This window comes from Rodentibacter caecimuris (assembly GCF_001019715.1).
Lineage (GTDB): Bacteria > Pseudomonadota > Gammaproteobacteria > Enterobacterales > Pasteurellaceae > Rodentibacter > Rodentibacter caecimuris.
The window spans coordinates 867,797-882,501 of record NZ_BBXJ01000001.1; the positions used below are offsets into that span (position 1 = coordinate 867,797).

A 14,705-nucleotide genomic window follows, 5' to 3' on the forward strand; every position below is an offset into this window, starting at 1 on the left:
CGGTGAACAATAACATTTATTAACCTGTCACCTAAAAACGAGCCATTCTATCGGGATTTTTCCCCTCTTCCAATCAAGAAACTCAGGAAACTTGATCTAGTTCATTATTTTACAGCGTCTAATGCACTGCCGATACATGTTGTTGATATTTAAAAGATTGAATTTGCACATCACCTTGATCACTATATTGAATTTGATAAAACTGTGGATAATTAAAATTACGAGACTCAATGTGATACGGATTTTCATCACCCGACTCTAGAGCTTGATAAAGTTGGTTAATCTGTTGTACTTTTTCATCTTTTGAACCGTCGCAATGGCGATAAATCTCTAACTGATTGGTTTCATTCAGTAAATAGACATTAAAGGTATTATCTTTATTGTCCTCAAAGAAAAATTGCAGGAAACCTTCTCTCGCCAAAAGATCGATTTCAATCGGATATTTGCGATGTTTACTATAAATATCACTTTTTTCTTCCACCGGACTTTGTAAAACATCATCAAAATCTACCGCACTTTGACTGCTATTCTCAACTTCTTGCAAGCTAAGTCCGCTTTCTTCAAAGAAAAATTGCCAATTTTTTCCCGCTACGCGTAAACGTGGAATATTGAAGGTTTGGTTACCAAGCTGAATGTTTATGCAACGATTTACTAACGCGCTGACAAGATTGCGTAATGTTCGGCGATAATGCCGGCTGTAACAAAAAACCTGTACGGAAGGGGGATTATTCGCATCTCGATAAATTTTATTTGATAGCACTTTTAACGCAATCAAAATAGCATTTGGCCCTTCAAAGTGCAGCGTGCGAATTTCATTCCATATATTGCGATAAGTAAAATCAATGCTCCCCACAAGATTTTGTTCTAGCGAACCGAAACTAAATAAATCACAGGCTGAAAGACTATCTTTAAATTCCGTAATCCTTGCCGTAGGATCAGAGGTTAAATTCACGGCAATAACAATATTACGAATTTCACAAGCGGTTGCCAAAATATCACCGCCTGCTACTGAGTTTTCCCGTGAAAAAGACAACCGAAGATCAGCGACAAAATTACGCAAAGTTTCAATCTCAATAGTGCGACTAAATAAGTGAAGTTGCGTTTCCGCAGTAAGCAAGCGATTAAAATATGCCCACGCGACCAGCTTATTAAGGCTTTTGTTATACTCAATAATACGATGTTGAGAAAACATCATCGTATTTGGTGCTCGATTGATAAGATACCAACCATCTTGGAAATGCTTATTACCCCTCACTTCTAAAAATGAAATATGCGGCTCGGATAAATTACGGGAAATCTGCGAATTAAGTAAAATCACCTTGCCCGGTAGTTCCTCAAATGTCGTGTAGAGTTTACGGGTAAGAACATTAATATCTTGTGGTACAACGCTTGAGTTAATTTTATATTTACGGGCAAAACTCACCAAATTATGATAGCTCATCATCAAAAACTTCACTAAGTTATCATGGCTTTCTTTGGCACGCTTAATTTTCCAAAACGGGCGATAATTCAGTTCGTGAATTTGTTCGGCACTCCAGCCCCATTCCTGAGCTAAAATTTGTATGTAATCAGTCCGCCAGTTATGGGTTTGATATAAGGCTAAATCTTCTGTTACTTTGACATAAAAACAGCGACGAACAAAATCAAGGCGCTTAAATTCGGAAAGTGCGGTCAAATAATCCGTCACTTTAGAAAGAATTGCAATATAAGGATCAAAATGATGGGCAGGCGTGGTGTTGCCGGAAAAGAGATCTTCTTTAAACTGACGAGCAATAAGATGAGGGTTCGGATATTCTTTCGAATAAACTTCCAACAACAAAATTTTTAGTACGGATTTATACGGCGAATCAATTCCTTTGTAAAGTTGCCACAAGCCTGCACCAAAGTATTCCTTAGCGGAAAACTGCGCTAATCCGCCAAAATCAACCCAATCTTGTGAATCAAGCGAACCGTTCTGAATGCGTGTTTTGACTTCGTTTTCATAGTCCGCTTCATTTTCTACCCATAAATGTAGCCACAGTAACGGTTTCCCAGCCAAGCGAACGGCAGAGCGATAAAACTCGTCAAGCAATAACATATATTGTGCAGAGCCACTGTTTTCGCTCGTCAAAGGTTCGGAATAATATCCATGCCGGAAACGCTGTTGATCAACCAGATAGAAATTAATTTCAACCTCAAACCCCATTGCCCATTCTTTGATTTTTTGGGCTTTTTGTTCTAATAAATCCCGTTCATTTTCTGTTAAATCTTCACGGCAGCAAATCCATGTATCCATATCAGAGCTACTACTTTGGCTGATAGAGCCAAAACTGCCCATCACATAAATACCTAAAATCGGTGGATTATCACCATAGGCTTGATCTTTTATTTGCTCGTAAAGTTCAGGAGATTCGGAAGAAAGGAATTGTTGCTGATAAGCCGACAACTTAAAATTTGCCACGCCACAAGGGGATTGCGCCACATAACCGGATAAACTCGAATGGTTCAATTGAAACAGTAAAGGAAACAGAGATAAAACGTGTCGAAACCCATCACCGGATCCCGATAATGCACGTTCCAAACGACGCTTATCAAGAATTTCCACACATTTTTTTGCTCGATCGAGATCGTATTTCAAGCGGCATCCTACCGAATGGAAAAAGTTGCCAATACTCTACCACTTTAAGCAGGTTAAAGTAAAGAATTACTACCCAATCTCAAGCCTATTTGCTATATTTCCCACTCTGTTATTTTACTGTGGGATTGCGCTTATGGAACGACCGTCTATGCCAACAAAATTTAGTGGGTTCGCTTGGGGGCTTGCGGCTTTTTGCACGCCGGTTTTACTGTGGCCGCTCGCGTTGATTATTTCCCCCTATTTCGCTCAAAATCATGCATTAACGGAAGGGCAAAGCAATTTGTTCTCTACCGTATTTTGGATCTACCCTTTCATTCTCGCCATTATTTCGCGTTTACTGTATAAATTACATGCTAAACGCCCGAAACTTGCCGGACGATTACTCGGGATAAGCGCTGCCGGTTTCTATGGCATTTTAATTTATATTTGTTTGGCGAGCCGCTAAAAAAATCCGCCAAAACCAACCGCACTTTAGGAATCGCCGGCTTATTAAAACGCCAATAAAATCTTGCCAATATGCGTGCCTTTATCCATTTCTCTGTGTGCCTGTGTAACTTCTCTGAAGTCATAGCACTTGTGTAAAATAGGTTTAGTAATTTCCCCTTTAGCAAGTTTGTCCCATACATTTTCCAACAGAGATTGAGCAATTACCGCTTTTTCTTCCGCTGTTCTACCACGCATGGTCGAACCGGTGAGGGTGGCTCGTTTTACTGCAATATTGAGCAAATCAACCTGTTCCGCAATATGTCCCCCCATAAAACCGATCAGGAAAATCCGCCCGTCTTTATTGAGAATGTCAAGGTTTTGTGCAAAATAGCTTGCCCCTACTAAATCCAGTACACCATCAACCCCCGTTTGATATTGACGAATCCTTTCCACAAAATTTTCGGTTTTATAATTGATTGCAATTGCCCCAAGTTGTGCCACCACCTCACATTTTTCTGCATTTCCGACTGTTGCAAAAGTTATTATCCCAAGGCTTTTTGCGATTGCCAATGCCGTAATCCCAATGCCGCTGGTTCCGCCATGTACAAGTAAGCTTTCACCCGGTTTCATTTGCTGTTGCATAAAAAGATTCGCCCACACAGTGAAAAACGTTTCCGGTAGCATTGCAGCCTCTTGCAAGGTATAGCCTTTCGGAAGCAGCAAAACTTGCCCTACTTTCACCACACAATATTCCGCATAGGCACCACCGTCAGTTAAAGCACAAACAAGATCACCAATATTAAAATTTTTTACCTCTTTCCCTAATGCCACCACTTCGCCTGAAAGTTCTAATCCCATAATCGGTGTTACATCTTTTGGCATTGGATATAACCCTTGACGCTGCATAATATCCAGACGATTTACTCCCGCAAATGCCACTCTCACTAACAGTTCATCAGCTTTAGGTTGCGGAATGCGCGCATGTTCGATAAATAATACGCTGGGATCGCCCGTTTCACGCATATTGATTTGTTGCATATTCATCACATTTAACTAATTCTATTATCTAAAACAAAAATGCCGTTGAAATCAACGGCATTGGAAAAGGATTAAATTATTTCAAACCCACAGATTTTAATAATTCTTCGGCGGCTAAAATACCAAGTTTATTGCCTGCTAACGGGCTATCACCTGTTAATAGATTACGGTCTTTGTGAACCTGACCGCTAATGCCTTGATTCATCACTTTCATCCCTAATTGTTCCAAGCGAGCGGCTAATAACCAAGGTAATTTACCGGGCATATAACCGATATCAATGTTTGCGCCTTCATCCAACGCATCCGGGAAGACACATAGCTCATAGCCTTTGAATGGAAAATCCGCCTCGTGCTTATCAATTGCAGCTGCCGCTAATGCCGCCGGGCCGTGACAAAGGGTGATGATAAATTTATTGGTCGCCATCGCCCAATCCAATATTCGTTTTACTTCACGGCTTTCCGGAATTTTATTAAATGCGCCGTGACCGCCGGGAATTAATACCGCCACATAAGGTGAATTTTCAGCGGTAACTTCATCAATGATATCCGCTAATTTTGCCGGTTTATCTAATTTCGGCAAATACTCATTGTAGATTTCAGCGACGGCTTGATCTTCTGCCGGCATTGCCCACATTTCAAATTTTGCGTGATTGCCTGAGAGAGTCGCCACGTCAATTTCAAAACCGGCTTTATGAATATGAAGCATCGGTAATAAGGTTTCTACCGGATGATTCCCCGTTGAAAACCATTTACCGTTTTGCATTTGTAAATAGCGTTCATCGGTGGCAATCATCAGTACTTTTTTATCGCCTTGGTAACGTGTTTCGAACTTCACACCGTCAAAATCAGTTTTTGGGCTGGTGTATTGCGATAATGAATATTCTGATGGGAAATAAGCATTGTGTTCTGCAAAATCACGTACAGGTTGTTTGCTTAATTCAGTCATTGTAAAGCTCCTATTTTGCTATTGTTTATACGGTTGTATGAACCGCCGCGTATTATAACGAAAGCCAAATACAAAACACTTGCCTAAAATGATATTTTTATTGCCTTTTCTGATAAATTTCAAATTTAGAACTCTAATCTTACCTTGATTTCAATTAAAATTTTCAGAAAATTTCGTTCATGATTTATTGTAGAAAATGACAATTTCAAAAACACCTGAGAAATTGACCGCACTTTACCATCAACTGGTTACAAAAGTGTTGCCTTATATGCCGAAAGAAGGGCGTATTCATACCAAAATAGAAGGCTTGAGTTTTTATCGCCACGACAATCCGAATTATTCATTACCTTGCGTGCAACCGCTTGGTATTGTCGTTGCTCTTCAAGGACGGAAGGAAATTTCTTTGGAGAACGAGCATATTTGTTATGAAGTGGGGCAGATTTTGTTTATTGGTGCGAATATTTCAGGCTTTGCTTATATGCCGGAATGCTCGTTCAACAAGCCTTTTTTAGGTTTAGCGTTAGAATTTGATTTTAACCAACTTTCTCACTTGGCGTGTACATTGGCATTGAATAATAAAAATATGCAGCAACACAACACGCCCAATCGTATTTTCAACCTGTTTGATGCCAATGAAAAACTGCTTGAAAGCCTTTCCCGACTGGTAGATACCCTGCAAGAGGAAGCGCTTATCCGGCCTCTTGCAGAACTGATTAAGCAGGAAATTGCTTTACGGATTTTTCATGCTCATCCGGAATTGGTGACATTACTGAAAGATGGCACTGCAACGCATAAAATTATTGAAACGATGGTCTGGATGAAACAGCATCTGCAATCAAAAAATACGCTTTCAAGCCTTGCCGAAAGGGCATTGATGAGTGAGTCTGCATTTCGCCAACATTTCCGCGCTATTGTCGGCATTAGCCCGATGAAATTCCAAAAACAGTTACGCCTACAGCAAGCCCGCGTGTTGATTTTGCAAGAAAAACGCCCGATTGCTGAAGCAGCAAGCTTAGTCGGCTACGAAAGTCCCTCTCAATTTTCGCGTGAATATAAACGATTTTTTGGGGTGACAGCAAAAGAAGATCGGCTCGAATAAAAAATAAAAAGTGCGGTTAAAATTTGCCTTAAATTTCAACCGCACTTTAGCGCTGAGCCTAACTTTCCTCATACCAAATACGATTCACATAAAGGGTTATGCGTCCGGAAGGCGTTTCTACACTCACTTCATCATCAATGGTTTTACCAATCAAAGCTCGAGCCACAGGTGAATCAATGGAGATCCAGTTTTTCGCCGGGTCAAACTCATCGCAACCGACCAAACGATATTGTTTTACCTCCCCCTCGTCATCTTCTAATTCCACCCACGCGCCAAAAAAGACTTTGCCCTCTTGCTTAGGGTTGTAATCCACAATTTGTAAAACCTCTAAACGTTTGGTGAGAAAACGCACACGGCGATCAATTTCCCGTAATCGGCGCTTGCCGTAAATATACTCGGCATTTTCACTGCGATCCCCTAACGCTGCCGCATCAGAAACCGCCTGAGTGACTTTTGGGCGTTCTTCTTTCCACAAAAATTTAAGTTCTTTATCTAAGCTGTTCCAGCCTTGACGTGTGATGTAGTTTGATTTTGCCATTTATTTTATAAAGGTCGGAAAATTTATTGAATTATATTTGAGCCAAGTTATCAAAACCAGTATTCTATCCCCGATTTTCATTAACTTTATTTTCAACAAAGACGTATTCCGATGTTAAATCAACAAATCAGTCAAATTATCGCAACAGAGCTTAACGTTGCACCTAATCAAATTCTCGCCGCCATTCAACTTGTCGATGACGGCAACACCATTCCATTTATTGCACGTTATCGTAAAGAGGCCACCGGTGGTTTAGATGATACTCAACTACGCCATTTTGAAACCCGTTTAGGCTATTTACGCGAGCTTGAAGAACGCCGTCAAAGTATTTTGAAATCTATTGATGAGCAAGGCAAACTCAGCGATGAATTGCGCGCGCAAATCGAAGCAACCCAAAGCAAAACCGAGCTTGAGGATTTGTATTTGCCCTATAAGCCTAAACGCCGTACAAAGGGGCAAATCGCCATTGAAGCGGGGCTTGAACCTCTCGCCGAGTTACTTTGGAACGAGCCAAAAAATGATCCGGAAACGACCGCACTTTCTTTTGTGAATGCCGAAAATGGCGTGGCAGATGTCAAGGCCGCCTTGGATGGCGCACGCTATATTTTAATGGAGCGTTTTGCCGAAGATGCGCAATTATTGGCAAAAGTGCGACAATATTTGCAGCAAAATGCCCAACTTGAAGCGAAAGTGGTTGAAGGAAAAGAGCAGGAAGGCGCGAAATTCCAAGATTATTTTGACCATCAAGAATTGCTGAAAAATGTGCCCTCTCACCGTGCCTTGGCGATGTTCCGAGGGCGTAATGAAAGCATTTTACAACTAACTTTAAACGCAGATCCTGAGGCAGAGGAAGGGGTGCGCCACAGTTATTGTGAAGACATTATTCGAGAACATTTGGGCGTGCGTTTCAGCGGTCAGCCGGCGGATAAATGGCGTGAGCAAGTGATTGCATGGACATGGAAAATCAAAGTGTCCTTGCATTTAGAAACAGAATTGATGGGAGCATTGCGTGAAAAAGCGGAAGAAGAAGCCATTGATGTTTTCGCCCGAAATCTGACCGCACTTTTAATGGCAGCACCTGCCGGCTCAAAAAATACGATGGGGCTTGATCCGGGATTACGTACCGGTGTGAAAGTTGCCGTTGTGGATAACACGGGGAAATTATTGGATACCGCCACCATTTATCCCCATACCGGTAGTGAGAGCGAATCCACAATGACCTTATTTAATCTCATTCACAAGCATAATGTTGAACTTATTGCGATTGGTAATGGTACGGCCTCCCGTGAAACGGAACGTTTTGCGAAAGAAGTGATTAAAGAAATCAAAGACAATAAACCGCAAACCGTAGTAGTGAGTGAGGCGGGCGCCTCGGTTTATTCCGCCTCAGAATTTGCCGCGAATGAATTCCCGCATTTAGATGTTTCTTTGCGTGGCGCGGTATCCATTGCACGCCGATTACAGGATCCGTTGGCTGAACTGGTGAAAATCGAACCTAAGGCGATCGGTGTGGGGCAATATCAACACGATGTCAATCAATCTCAATTAGCGCGTAAATTGGATGCGGTCGTTGAGGATTGTGTGAATGCGGTAGGCGTTGATTTAAATACGGCTTCCGCCCCACTACTCGCTCGTGTCGCAGGAATGACAAAAACCTTGGCGCAAAATATTGTGGCTTATCGTGATGAAAACGGTCGTTTTGACAGCCGTGAGCAACTAAAAAAAGTGCCTCGTCTCGGACCAAAAGCCTTTGAACAATGTGCCGGTTTTATGCGCATTGCAGATGGGAAAAATCCGCTGGATGCCTCAGGCGTTCATCCGGAGGCTTATTCATTGGTAGAAAAAATCTTACAAGCGACCCAACAGTCCATTCAAGAATTAATGGGAAGCCATACTGTGCGCCAGCTGAATGCTGCACAGTTTACTGATGAGCGTTTTGGTTTACCGACGGTACAAGATATTTTCAAAGAATTGGAAAAACCGGGGCGTGACCCTCGTGGCGAATTTAAAACGGCTACTTTTATTGAGGGCGTGGAAGACATTTCGGATTTAAAAGCCGGCATGATTTTAGAAGGCACGATTACGAATGTCACCAATTTTGGCGCGTTCGTCGATATTGGCGTACATCAGGACGGGCTGGTACATATTTCATCACTTAGTGATAAGTTCGTGGAAGACCCACATCAAGTCGTGAAAACCGGCGATATTGTGAAAGTCAAAGTATTAGATGTGGATATACCGCGTAAACGCATTGCACTGACAATGCGATTGGATGAAAGTGCGGTAAAAAATACTGATAAATCCGACCGCACTTTATCGGCAAAACCTCGGGGCAATACTGCACGCCAAGAGCGTAATCCACGTGGCAATAGCTCAATGGGTAATGCTTTTGCGGATGCACTAAAAAATTGGAAAAAATAATCGATATTTATAGGGGAATGTACATATTCCCCTTATTTTTTTCATTTTGCCCGTCAAACCAACTCTAAATAGGTAGAAATTAATGTGAATTTTCAAAAATGAGATCAAGTTAACATTTTTTCTGATTTACTTTCTTTAAAATAGCGCGTAGCTAAATTTTAATCTTTTATACAGAGGTGACTTATGACAGACTTAAACAAAGTAATTAAAGCGCTTGAAACCCTTGGTATTTATGACGTAAAAGAAGTTGTCTATAACCCAAGCTACGAGCAATTATTTGAGGAAGAAACCAAACCCGGATTGGAGGGTTTTGAAAAAGGGACATTAACCAATACCGGCGCCGTAGCCGTTGATACCGGTATCTTTACCGGCCGTTCACCGAAAGATAAATATATTGTTTTGGATGAAAAAACCAAAGATACCGTTTGGTGGACATCCGAAGCCGCAAAAAATGATAATAAACCGATGAATCAAGCGACTTGGCAAAGCTTAAAAGACTTGGTGACTAAACAACTATCCCGTAAGCGTTTGTTTGTCGTTGATGGTTTCTGCGGCGCGAGCGAAAAAGATCGTATCGCCGTTCGTATCGTCACTGAAGTGGCATGGCAAGCGCATTTTGTGAAAAATATGTTCATCCGTCCAACAGAGGAACAACTGAAAGACTTTGAACCTGACTTTGTCGTAATGAACGGCTCAAAAGTGACCAATCCAAACTGGAAAGAACAGGGTTTAAATTCTGAAAATTTTGTTGCGTTCAATTTAACTGAGGGAATTCAATTAATCGGCGGTACTTGGTACGGCGGTGAAATGAAAAAAGGGATGTTCTCCATGATGAACTACTTCCTACCGTTAAAAGGCGTAGGTGCAATGCACTGCTCCGCGAACGTTGGTAAAGATGGTGATGTTGCTATTTTCTTCGGGTTATCCGGTACCGGTAAAACGACGCTTTCAACCGATCCGAAACGTGAATTAATCGGTGATGATGAACACGGCTGGGATGATGTCGGTGTCTTCAACTTTGAAGGCGGGTGCTATGCCAAAACCATTCATCTTTCTGAAGCAAACGAGCCGGATATTTATCGTGCAATCCGCCGTGATGCGTTGTTAGAAAATGTTGTTGTACGTGCTGACGGTTCTATTGATTTCGATGACGCATCAAAAACCGAAAATACACGTGTATCTTACCCGATTCACCATATTGATAATATCGTTAAACCGATTTCCCGTGCAGGCCATGCAACTAAAGTGATTTTCTTAACGGCTGATGCTTTTGGTGTTTTACCGCCGGTTTCTAAATTAACACCGGAACAAACCAAATACTATTTCTTATCTGGTTTCACTGCAAAATTGGCAGGTACGGAACGAGGCATTACCGAGCCAACGCCAACTTTCTCCGCCTGTTTTGGTGCGGCTTTCCTAACTCTGCACCCGACACAGTATGCTGAAGTGTTGGTAAAACGAATGGAAGCGGCAGGTGCAGAAGCCTATTTAGTCAATACCGGTTGGAACGGCACGGGCAAACGTATCTCGATTAAAGATACCCGAGGTATTATTGACGCTATCTTAGACGGCTCAATCGAAAAAGCGGAAATGGGTAAATTACCAATCTTTAACTTAACGATTCCAAAAGTGTTGCCGGGCGTCGATTCTGCGATTTTAGATCCGCGTGATACCTATGCCGACAAAGATCAATGGCAAGCAAAAGCGAAAGACTTGGCGGGTCGTTTTGTGAAAAACTTTGAGAAATATGCAACCAATGCTGAAGGTAAAGCATTAATCTCAGCAGGCCCTGAAGCATAATCGGAAAATATCTTACGTAATTCAACCGCACTTTTCAGTGCGGTTTTTTTCGTTAGATATTCGCACCGACAAGTCAGCCCTATATAATTTTTAATTCCGCTACACAAAACTTAGGCAATCTTGACTGTTTTTTAGCAATAAAAAAGTGTGGTCAATTTGACCACACTTGGTTCTCTTAACTTATAAAACTATTTATTTAATTTTGCCTTATAAGTCGGATTCATCAGGTTCTCAACAGAGAGGATATCATCTAACTGCTCTGCGGTGAGTAATCCTTTTTCTAACACGACTTCACGTACACCCTTACCGGTTTCGGCACAAATTTTACCGACTAAATCCCCATTATGGTGGCCAATAAATGGGTTTAAGTAAGTCACAATACCGATTGAGTTAAACACATAGTTTTCGCAAATTTCTTTGTTTACTGTGATGCCGTCAACACATTTATCACGTAAATTGACACAAGCGTTAGTTAAAATGTCGATAGATTCAAACATAGCTTGACCGATTACCGGTTCCATTACATTTAATTGTAATTGACCCGCCTCAGAGGCAAAAGTCACGGTAGTATCGTTACCAATCACTTTAAAGCAGACTTGATTTACTACTTCAGGCACAACCGGATTCACTTTTGCCGGCATAATGGAAGAACCGGCTTGCAACTCAGGAAGATTGATTTCTTTTAATCCTGCACGCGGACCGGAAGAAAGTAAACGTAAGTCATTACATACTTTAGAAAGTTTTACTGCGGTGCGTTTTAATGCGCCATGTACCATGACGTAGGCTCCGCAGTCAGAGGTTGCTTCAATTAAGTTTTCAGCCAACACGCACGGTAAACCGGTTACTTCCGCTAGGTGTTTCACAGCAAGTTGCGCATAGCCCTGCGGTGTGTTTAAACCGGTACCGATTGCCGTCGCACCAAGGTTAACCTCAAGTAATAATTCGGCGGTACGTTTTAAATTACGGACTTCTTCTTCAAGCAATATCGCGAAGGCTTTAAATTCTTGTCCTACGGTCATTGGCACCGCATCTTGCAACTGAGTACGCCCCATTTTCAGTATGTTATTGAATTCTTTTGCCTTGTTTTCAAACCCTTCTTGCAGGTATTGAATTTTATCAACCAGTTTTAAAATACTGTTATATACTGCAATACGGAAACCGGTAGGATAAGCATCGTTAGTCGATTGACTGGCGTTCACGTGATCCATTGGATCTAAGAATTGGTATTCCCCTTTTTGATGACCCAGTTTTTCCAACGCAAGATTCGCAACCACTTCATTGGTATTCATATTTACCGAAGTGCCCGCACCGCCCTGATATACATCTGACGGAAATTGATCAATACATTTACCGGTCGTCAAAATTTCATCGCAGGCTGAAACAATCGCTTTTGCGATATCTGCCGGAATAGCGCCTAACTCGCCGTTCGCTAAAGCGGTAGCTTTTTTTACCATCACCATACCGCGTACAAATTCCGGTACGTCAGAAATGGTCACATTAGAAATATTGAAATTTTCAACCGCTCTTAGCGTATGGATACCCCAGTAAGCATCCGCCGGTACTTCACGTTCACCCAATAAATCCACTTCTTTTCTAAATTGTGTCATTTTTCTCACCTATTTGAGTTAATTAACCTGCCAACATTATAGAAATTTTCATAAGAAAAAAATTGATTGAGATCACATTTTTGAATGAGGCTTCAAGACATATTTTCATCATTCAAATTAGTTTTTTTAGGGCTAAAAATTTTTAAATTTTTCTCTTGAAAGTAAAATTTTTATTCCCATATAAGGTGGGAATTTCACATTTTTTAAAGAAGGAAATTAATCATGAATATTCGTCCATTACACGATCGTTTGATTATCAAACGTGAAGAAGTTGAAACCTTATCGGCAGGCGGTATCGTATTAACCGGCTCTGCGGCGACAAAATCAACCCGTGCAAAAGTATTAGCGGTGGGAAAAGGTCGTATTTTGGAAAATGGCACAGTTCAACCTTTGGATGTTAAAGTAGGTGATACGGTGATTTTCAATGACGGTTATGGTGTGAAAAGCGAAAAAATCGACGGAGAAGAAGTATTAATCATCTCTGAAAGCGATGTTTTAGCGATTGTTGAATAAAACTTCACAAAAAATCACCGCACTTTGAAACAAATTAAATGAAAGGAAACAATAAAATGGCAGCAAAAGACGTAAAATTTGGTAATGATGCGCGCGTAAAAATGTTAAACGGCGTGAACGTATTAGCGGATGCAGTGAAAGTAACTCTTGGTCCGAAAGGTCGTAATGTTATTTTAGATAAATCATTCGGAGCGCCAACCATCACTAAAGATGGTGTATCTGTAGCGCGTGAAATTGAATTAGAAGATAAATTTGAAAACATGGGCGCACAAATGGTGAAAGAGGTTGCCTCTAAAGCCAATGATGCCGCAGGTGACGGTACAACCACCGCAACCGTTCTTGCACAGGCAATTGTCAGCGAAGGCTTAAAAGCCGTAGCGGCAGGCATGAACCCCATGGATTTAAAACGCGGTATTGATAAAGCAGTCAGTGCGGTTGTTTCTGAGCTTAAAAATCTTTCTAAACCTTGCGAAACGTCAAAAGAAATTGAACAAGTAGGGACAATTTCGGCAAATTCAGACAGCGTTGTCGGTCAATTGATCGCACAGGCGATGGAAAAAGTGGGTAAAGAAGGTGTAATCACCGTGGAAGACGGTACCGGTTTGGAAGATGAACTTGCCGTAGTAGAAGGGATGCAATTCGATCGCGGTTATCTCTCTCCGTACTTTATTAATAAACCGGAAGCCGCAATTGTTGAATTAGACAACCCATACATTTTATTGGTAGATAAAAAAATCTCCAATATCCGTGAATTACTACCGGTATTGGAAGCCGTAGCGAAAGCAGGTAAACCATTACTCATCATTGCTGAAGATGTGGAAGGTGAAGCACTTGCAACTTTAGTCGTGAATACCATGCGCGGTATTGTAAAAGTGGCAGCGGTAAAAGCGCCGGGCTTTGGTGATCGTCGTAAAGCAATGCTACAAGATATTGCTATCTTAACGGCAGGTACCGTAATTTCCGAAGAAATCGGTATGGAGCTTGAAAAAGCGACATTAGAAGATCTTGGTCAAGCAAAACGTGTTGTAATCAATAAAGATAATACAACCATTATTGACGGTATCGGCGACCAAACGCAAATCAATGGTCGTGTCGCACAAATTCGTCAGCAAATCGAAGAATCCACGTCTGATTATGATAAAGAAAAACTGCAAGAACGTGTGGCTAAATTAGCCGGCGGTGTTGCTGTTATCAAAGTTGGTGCGGCGACCGAAGTAGAAATGAAAGAGAAAAAAGACCGTGTTGACGACGCATTACACGCCACTCGTGCGGCAGTAGAAGAAGGTATCGTTGCCGGCGGCGGTGTTGCGCTGGTTCGAGCAGCGTCTAAAGTTGCGACAACATTAAACGGTGATAACGAAGAACAAAACGTGGGAATCAAACTTGCGTTACGCGCAATGGAAGCACCTTTACGTCAAATCGTGACTAACGCGGGCGAAGAAGCCTCTGTGGTTGCAAGCGCAGTAAAAGCCGGTGAAGGCAACTTTGGTTACAATGCCAGCACTGAACAATATGGCGATATGTTGGAAATGGGTATCTTAGATCCAACCAAAGTAACCCGTTCTGCATTACAATTTGCCGCATCTGTAGCAGGTTTGATGATTACTACGGAATGTATGGTAACCGAGCTACCAAAAGATGAAAAAGCAGACTTAGGTGCCGGTATGGGCGGCATGGGTGGTATGGGCGGAATGATGTAA

General features: G+C 41.6%; 11 protein-coding genes. 6 read left to right on the forward strand and 5 right to left on the reverse strand.

From position 1 onward, the window contains the following. Positions 1–118 precede the first annotated feature (118 nt). Positions 119–2,617 carry a class I adenylate cyclase gene (locus PNEUHYL_RS04165; protein WP_059365999.1) on the reverse strand — a complete coding sequence of 833 codons (2,499 nt, stop codon included), beginning with the start codon at positions 2,615–2,617 and terminating at the stop codon, positions 119–121. Between the two features lie 133 nt (positions 2,618–2,750). On the opposite strand from PNEUHYL_RS04165, the gene PNEUHYL_RS04170 reads away from it, so the two are divergent. Then, entirely contained in the window at positions 2,751–3,062 is a 312-nt protein-coding gene (locus PNEUHYL_RS04170; protein ID WP_059366000.1) for a DUF5389 family protein, read from the forward strand. A gap of 44 nt (positions 3,063–3,106) precedes the next feature. On the opposite strand, the gene PNEUHYL_RS04175 is transcribed toward PNEUHYL_RS04170, so the two are convergent. Continuing rightward, a complete protein-coding gene (locus PNEUHYL_RS04175; protein WP_059366001.1) occupies positions 3,107–4,081 on the reverse strand; it encodes an NAD(P)H-quinone oxidoreductase in 975 nt (324 codons plus the stop codon). Positions 4,082–4,157: 76 nt separating this feature from the next. Continuing rightward, positions 4,158–5,027, reverse strand: coding sequence for a glyoxalase III HchA (hchA, locus tag PNEUHYL_RS04180; RefSeq protein ID WP_059366002.1), 870 nt, complete (start codon positions 5,025–5,027; stop codon positions 4,158–4,160). Positions 5,028–5,223: 196 nt separating this feature from the next. On the opposite strand from hchA, the gene PNEUHYL_RS04185 reads away from it, so the two are divergent. After that, a complete protein-coding gene (locus tag PNEUHYL_RS04185; RefSeq protein ID WP_059366003.1) occupies positions 5,224–6,126 on the forward strand; it encodes an AraC family transcriptional regulator in 903 nt (300 codons plus the stop codon). A gap of 58 nt (positions 6,127–6,184) precedes the next feature. Here PNEUHYL_RS04185 and greB read toward each other — a convergent pair whose 3' ends face one another. After that, positions 6,185–6,664, reverse strand: coding sequence for a transcription elongation factor GreB (gene greB, locus PNEUHYL_RS04190; RefSeq protein ID WP_059366004.1), 480 nt, complete (start codon positions 6,662–6,664; stop codon positions 6,185–6,187). A 111-nt stretch (positions 6,665–6,775) separates the two neighbouring features. Here greB and PNEUHYL_RS04195 point away from each other — a divergent pair, with 111 nt between their 5' ends. Together PNEUHYL_RS04195 and pckA are read left to right on the forward strand one after the other, a co-directional pair. Continuing rightward, a complete protein-coding gene (locus PNEUHYL_RS04195) occupies positions 6,776–9,085 on the forward strand; it encodes a Tex family protein (RefSeq protein ID WP_059366005.1) in 2,310 nt (769 codons plus the stop codon). A 183-nt stretch (positions 9,086–9,268) separates the two neighbouring features. Next, a complete protein-coding gene (pckA, locus tag PNEUHYL_RS04200) occupies positions 9,269–10,885 on the forward strand; it encodes a phosphoenolpyruvate carboxykinase (ATP) (protein WP_059366006.1) in 1,617 nt (538 codons plus the stop codon). 188 nt (positions 10,886–11,073) lie between these two features. On the opposite strand, the gene aspA is transcribed toward pckA, so the two are convergent. Next, on the reverse strand, positions 11,074–12,492 hold the full coding sequence (gene aspA / locus PNEUHYL_RS04205) for an aspartate ammonia-lyase (RefSeq protein WP_059366007.1): 1,419 nt from the start codon (positions 12,490–12,492) through the stop codon (positions 11,074–11,076). A gap of 222 nt (positions 12,493–12,714) precedes the next feature. Here aspA and PNEUHYL_RS04210 point away from each other — a divergent pair, with 222 nt between their 5' ends. Together PNEUHYL_RS04210 and groL are read left to right on the forward strand one after the other, a co-directional pair. After that, complete coding sequence (locus PNEUHYL_RS04210) at positions 12,715–13,005, forward strand: co-chaperone GroES (RefSeq protein WP_018356907.1); 291 nt, start codon at positions 12,715–12,717, stop codon at positions 13,003–13,005. 56 nt (positions 13,006–13,061) lie between these two features. Further along, positions 13,062–14,705, forward strand: a complete 1,644-nt coding sequence (groL, locus tag PNEUHYL_RS04215) for a chaperonin GroEL (protein ID WP_059366008.1) — start codon at positions 13,062–13,064, stop codon at positions 14,703–14,705.

Excerpts from the sequence above, each read along its gene's own strand:
- pckA (WP_059366006.1), top strand. The coding sequence starts at position 9,269 with ATGACAGACTTAAACAAAGTAATTAAAGCGCTTGAAACCCTTGGTATT.
- greB (WP_059366004.1), bottom strand. The coding sequence starts at position 6,664 with ATGGCAAAATCAAACTACATCACACGTCAAGGCTGGAACAGCTTAGAT.
- groL (WP_059366008.1), top strand. The coding sequence starts at position 13,062 with ATGGCAGCAAAAGACGTAAAATTTGGTAATGATGCGCGCGTAAAAATG.
- aspA (WP_059366007.1), bottom strand. The coding sequence starts at position 12,492 with ATGACACAATTTAGAAAAGAAGTGGATTTATTGGGTGAACGTGAAGTA.
- PNEUHYL_RS04175 (WP_059366001.1), bottom strand. The coding sequence starts at position 4,081 with ATGCAACAAATCAATATGCGTGAAACGGGCGATCCCAGCGTATTATTT.
- PNEUHYL_RS04210 (WP_018356907.1), top strand. The coding sequence starts at position 12,715 with ATGAATATTCGTCCATTACACGATCGTTTGATTATCAAACGTGAAGAA.
- PNEUHYL_RS04195 (WP_059366005.1), top strand. The coding sequence starts at position 6,776 with ATGTTAAATCAACAAATCAGTCAAATTATCGCAACAGAGCTTAACGTT.
- hchA (WP_059366002.1), bottom strand. The coding sequence starts at position 5,027 with ATGACTGAATTAAGCAAACAACCTGTACGTGATTTTGCAGAACACAAT.
- PNEUHYL_RS04185 (WP_059366003.1), top strand. The coding sequence starts at position 5,224 with ATGACAATTTCAAAAACACCTGAGAAATTGACCGCACTTTACCATCAA.
- PNEUHYL_RS04170 (WP_059366000.1), top strand. The coding sequence starts at position 2,751 with ATGGAACGACCGTCTATGCCAACAAAATTTAGTGGGTTCGCTTGGGGG.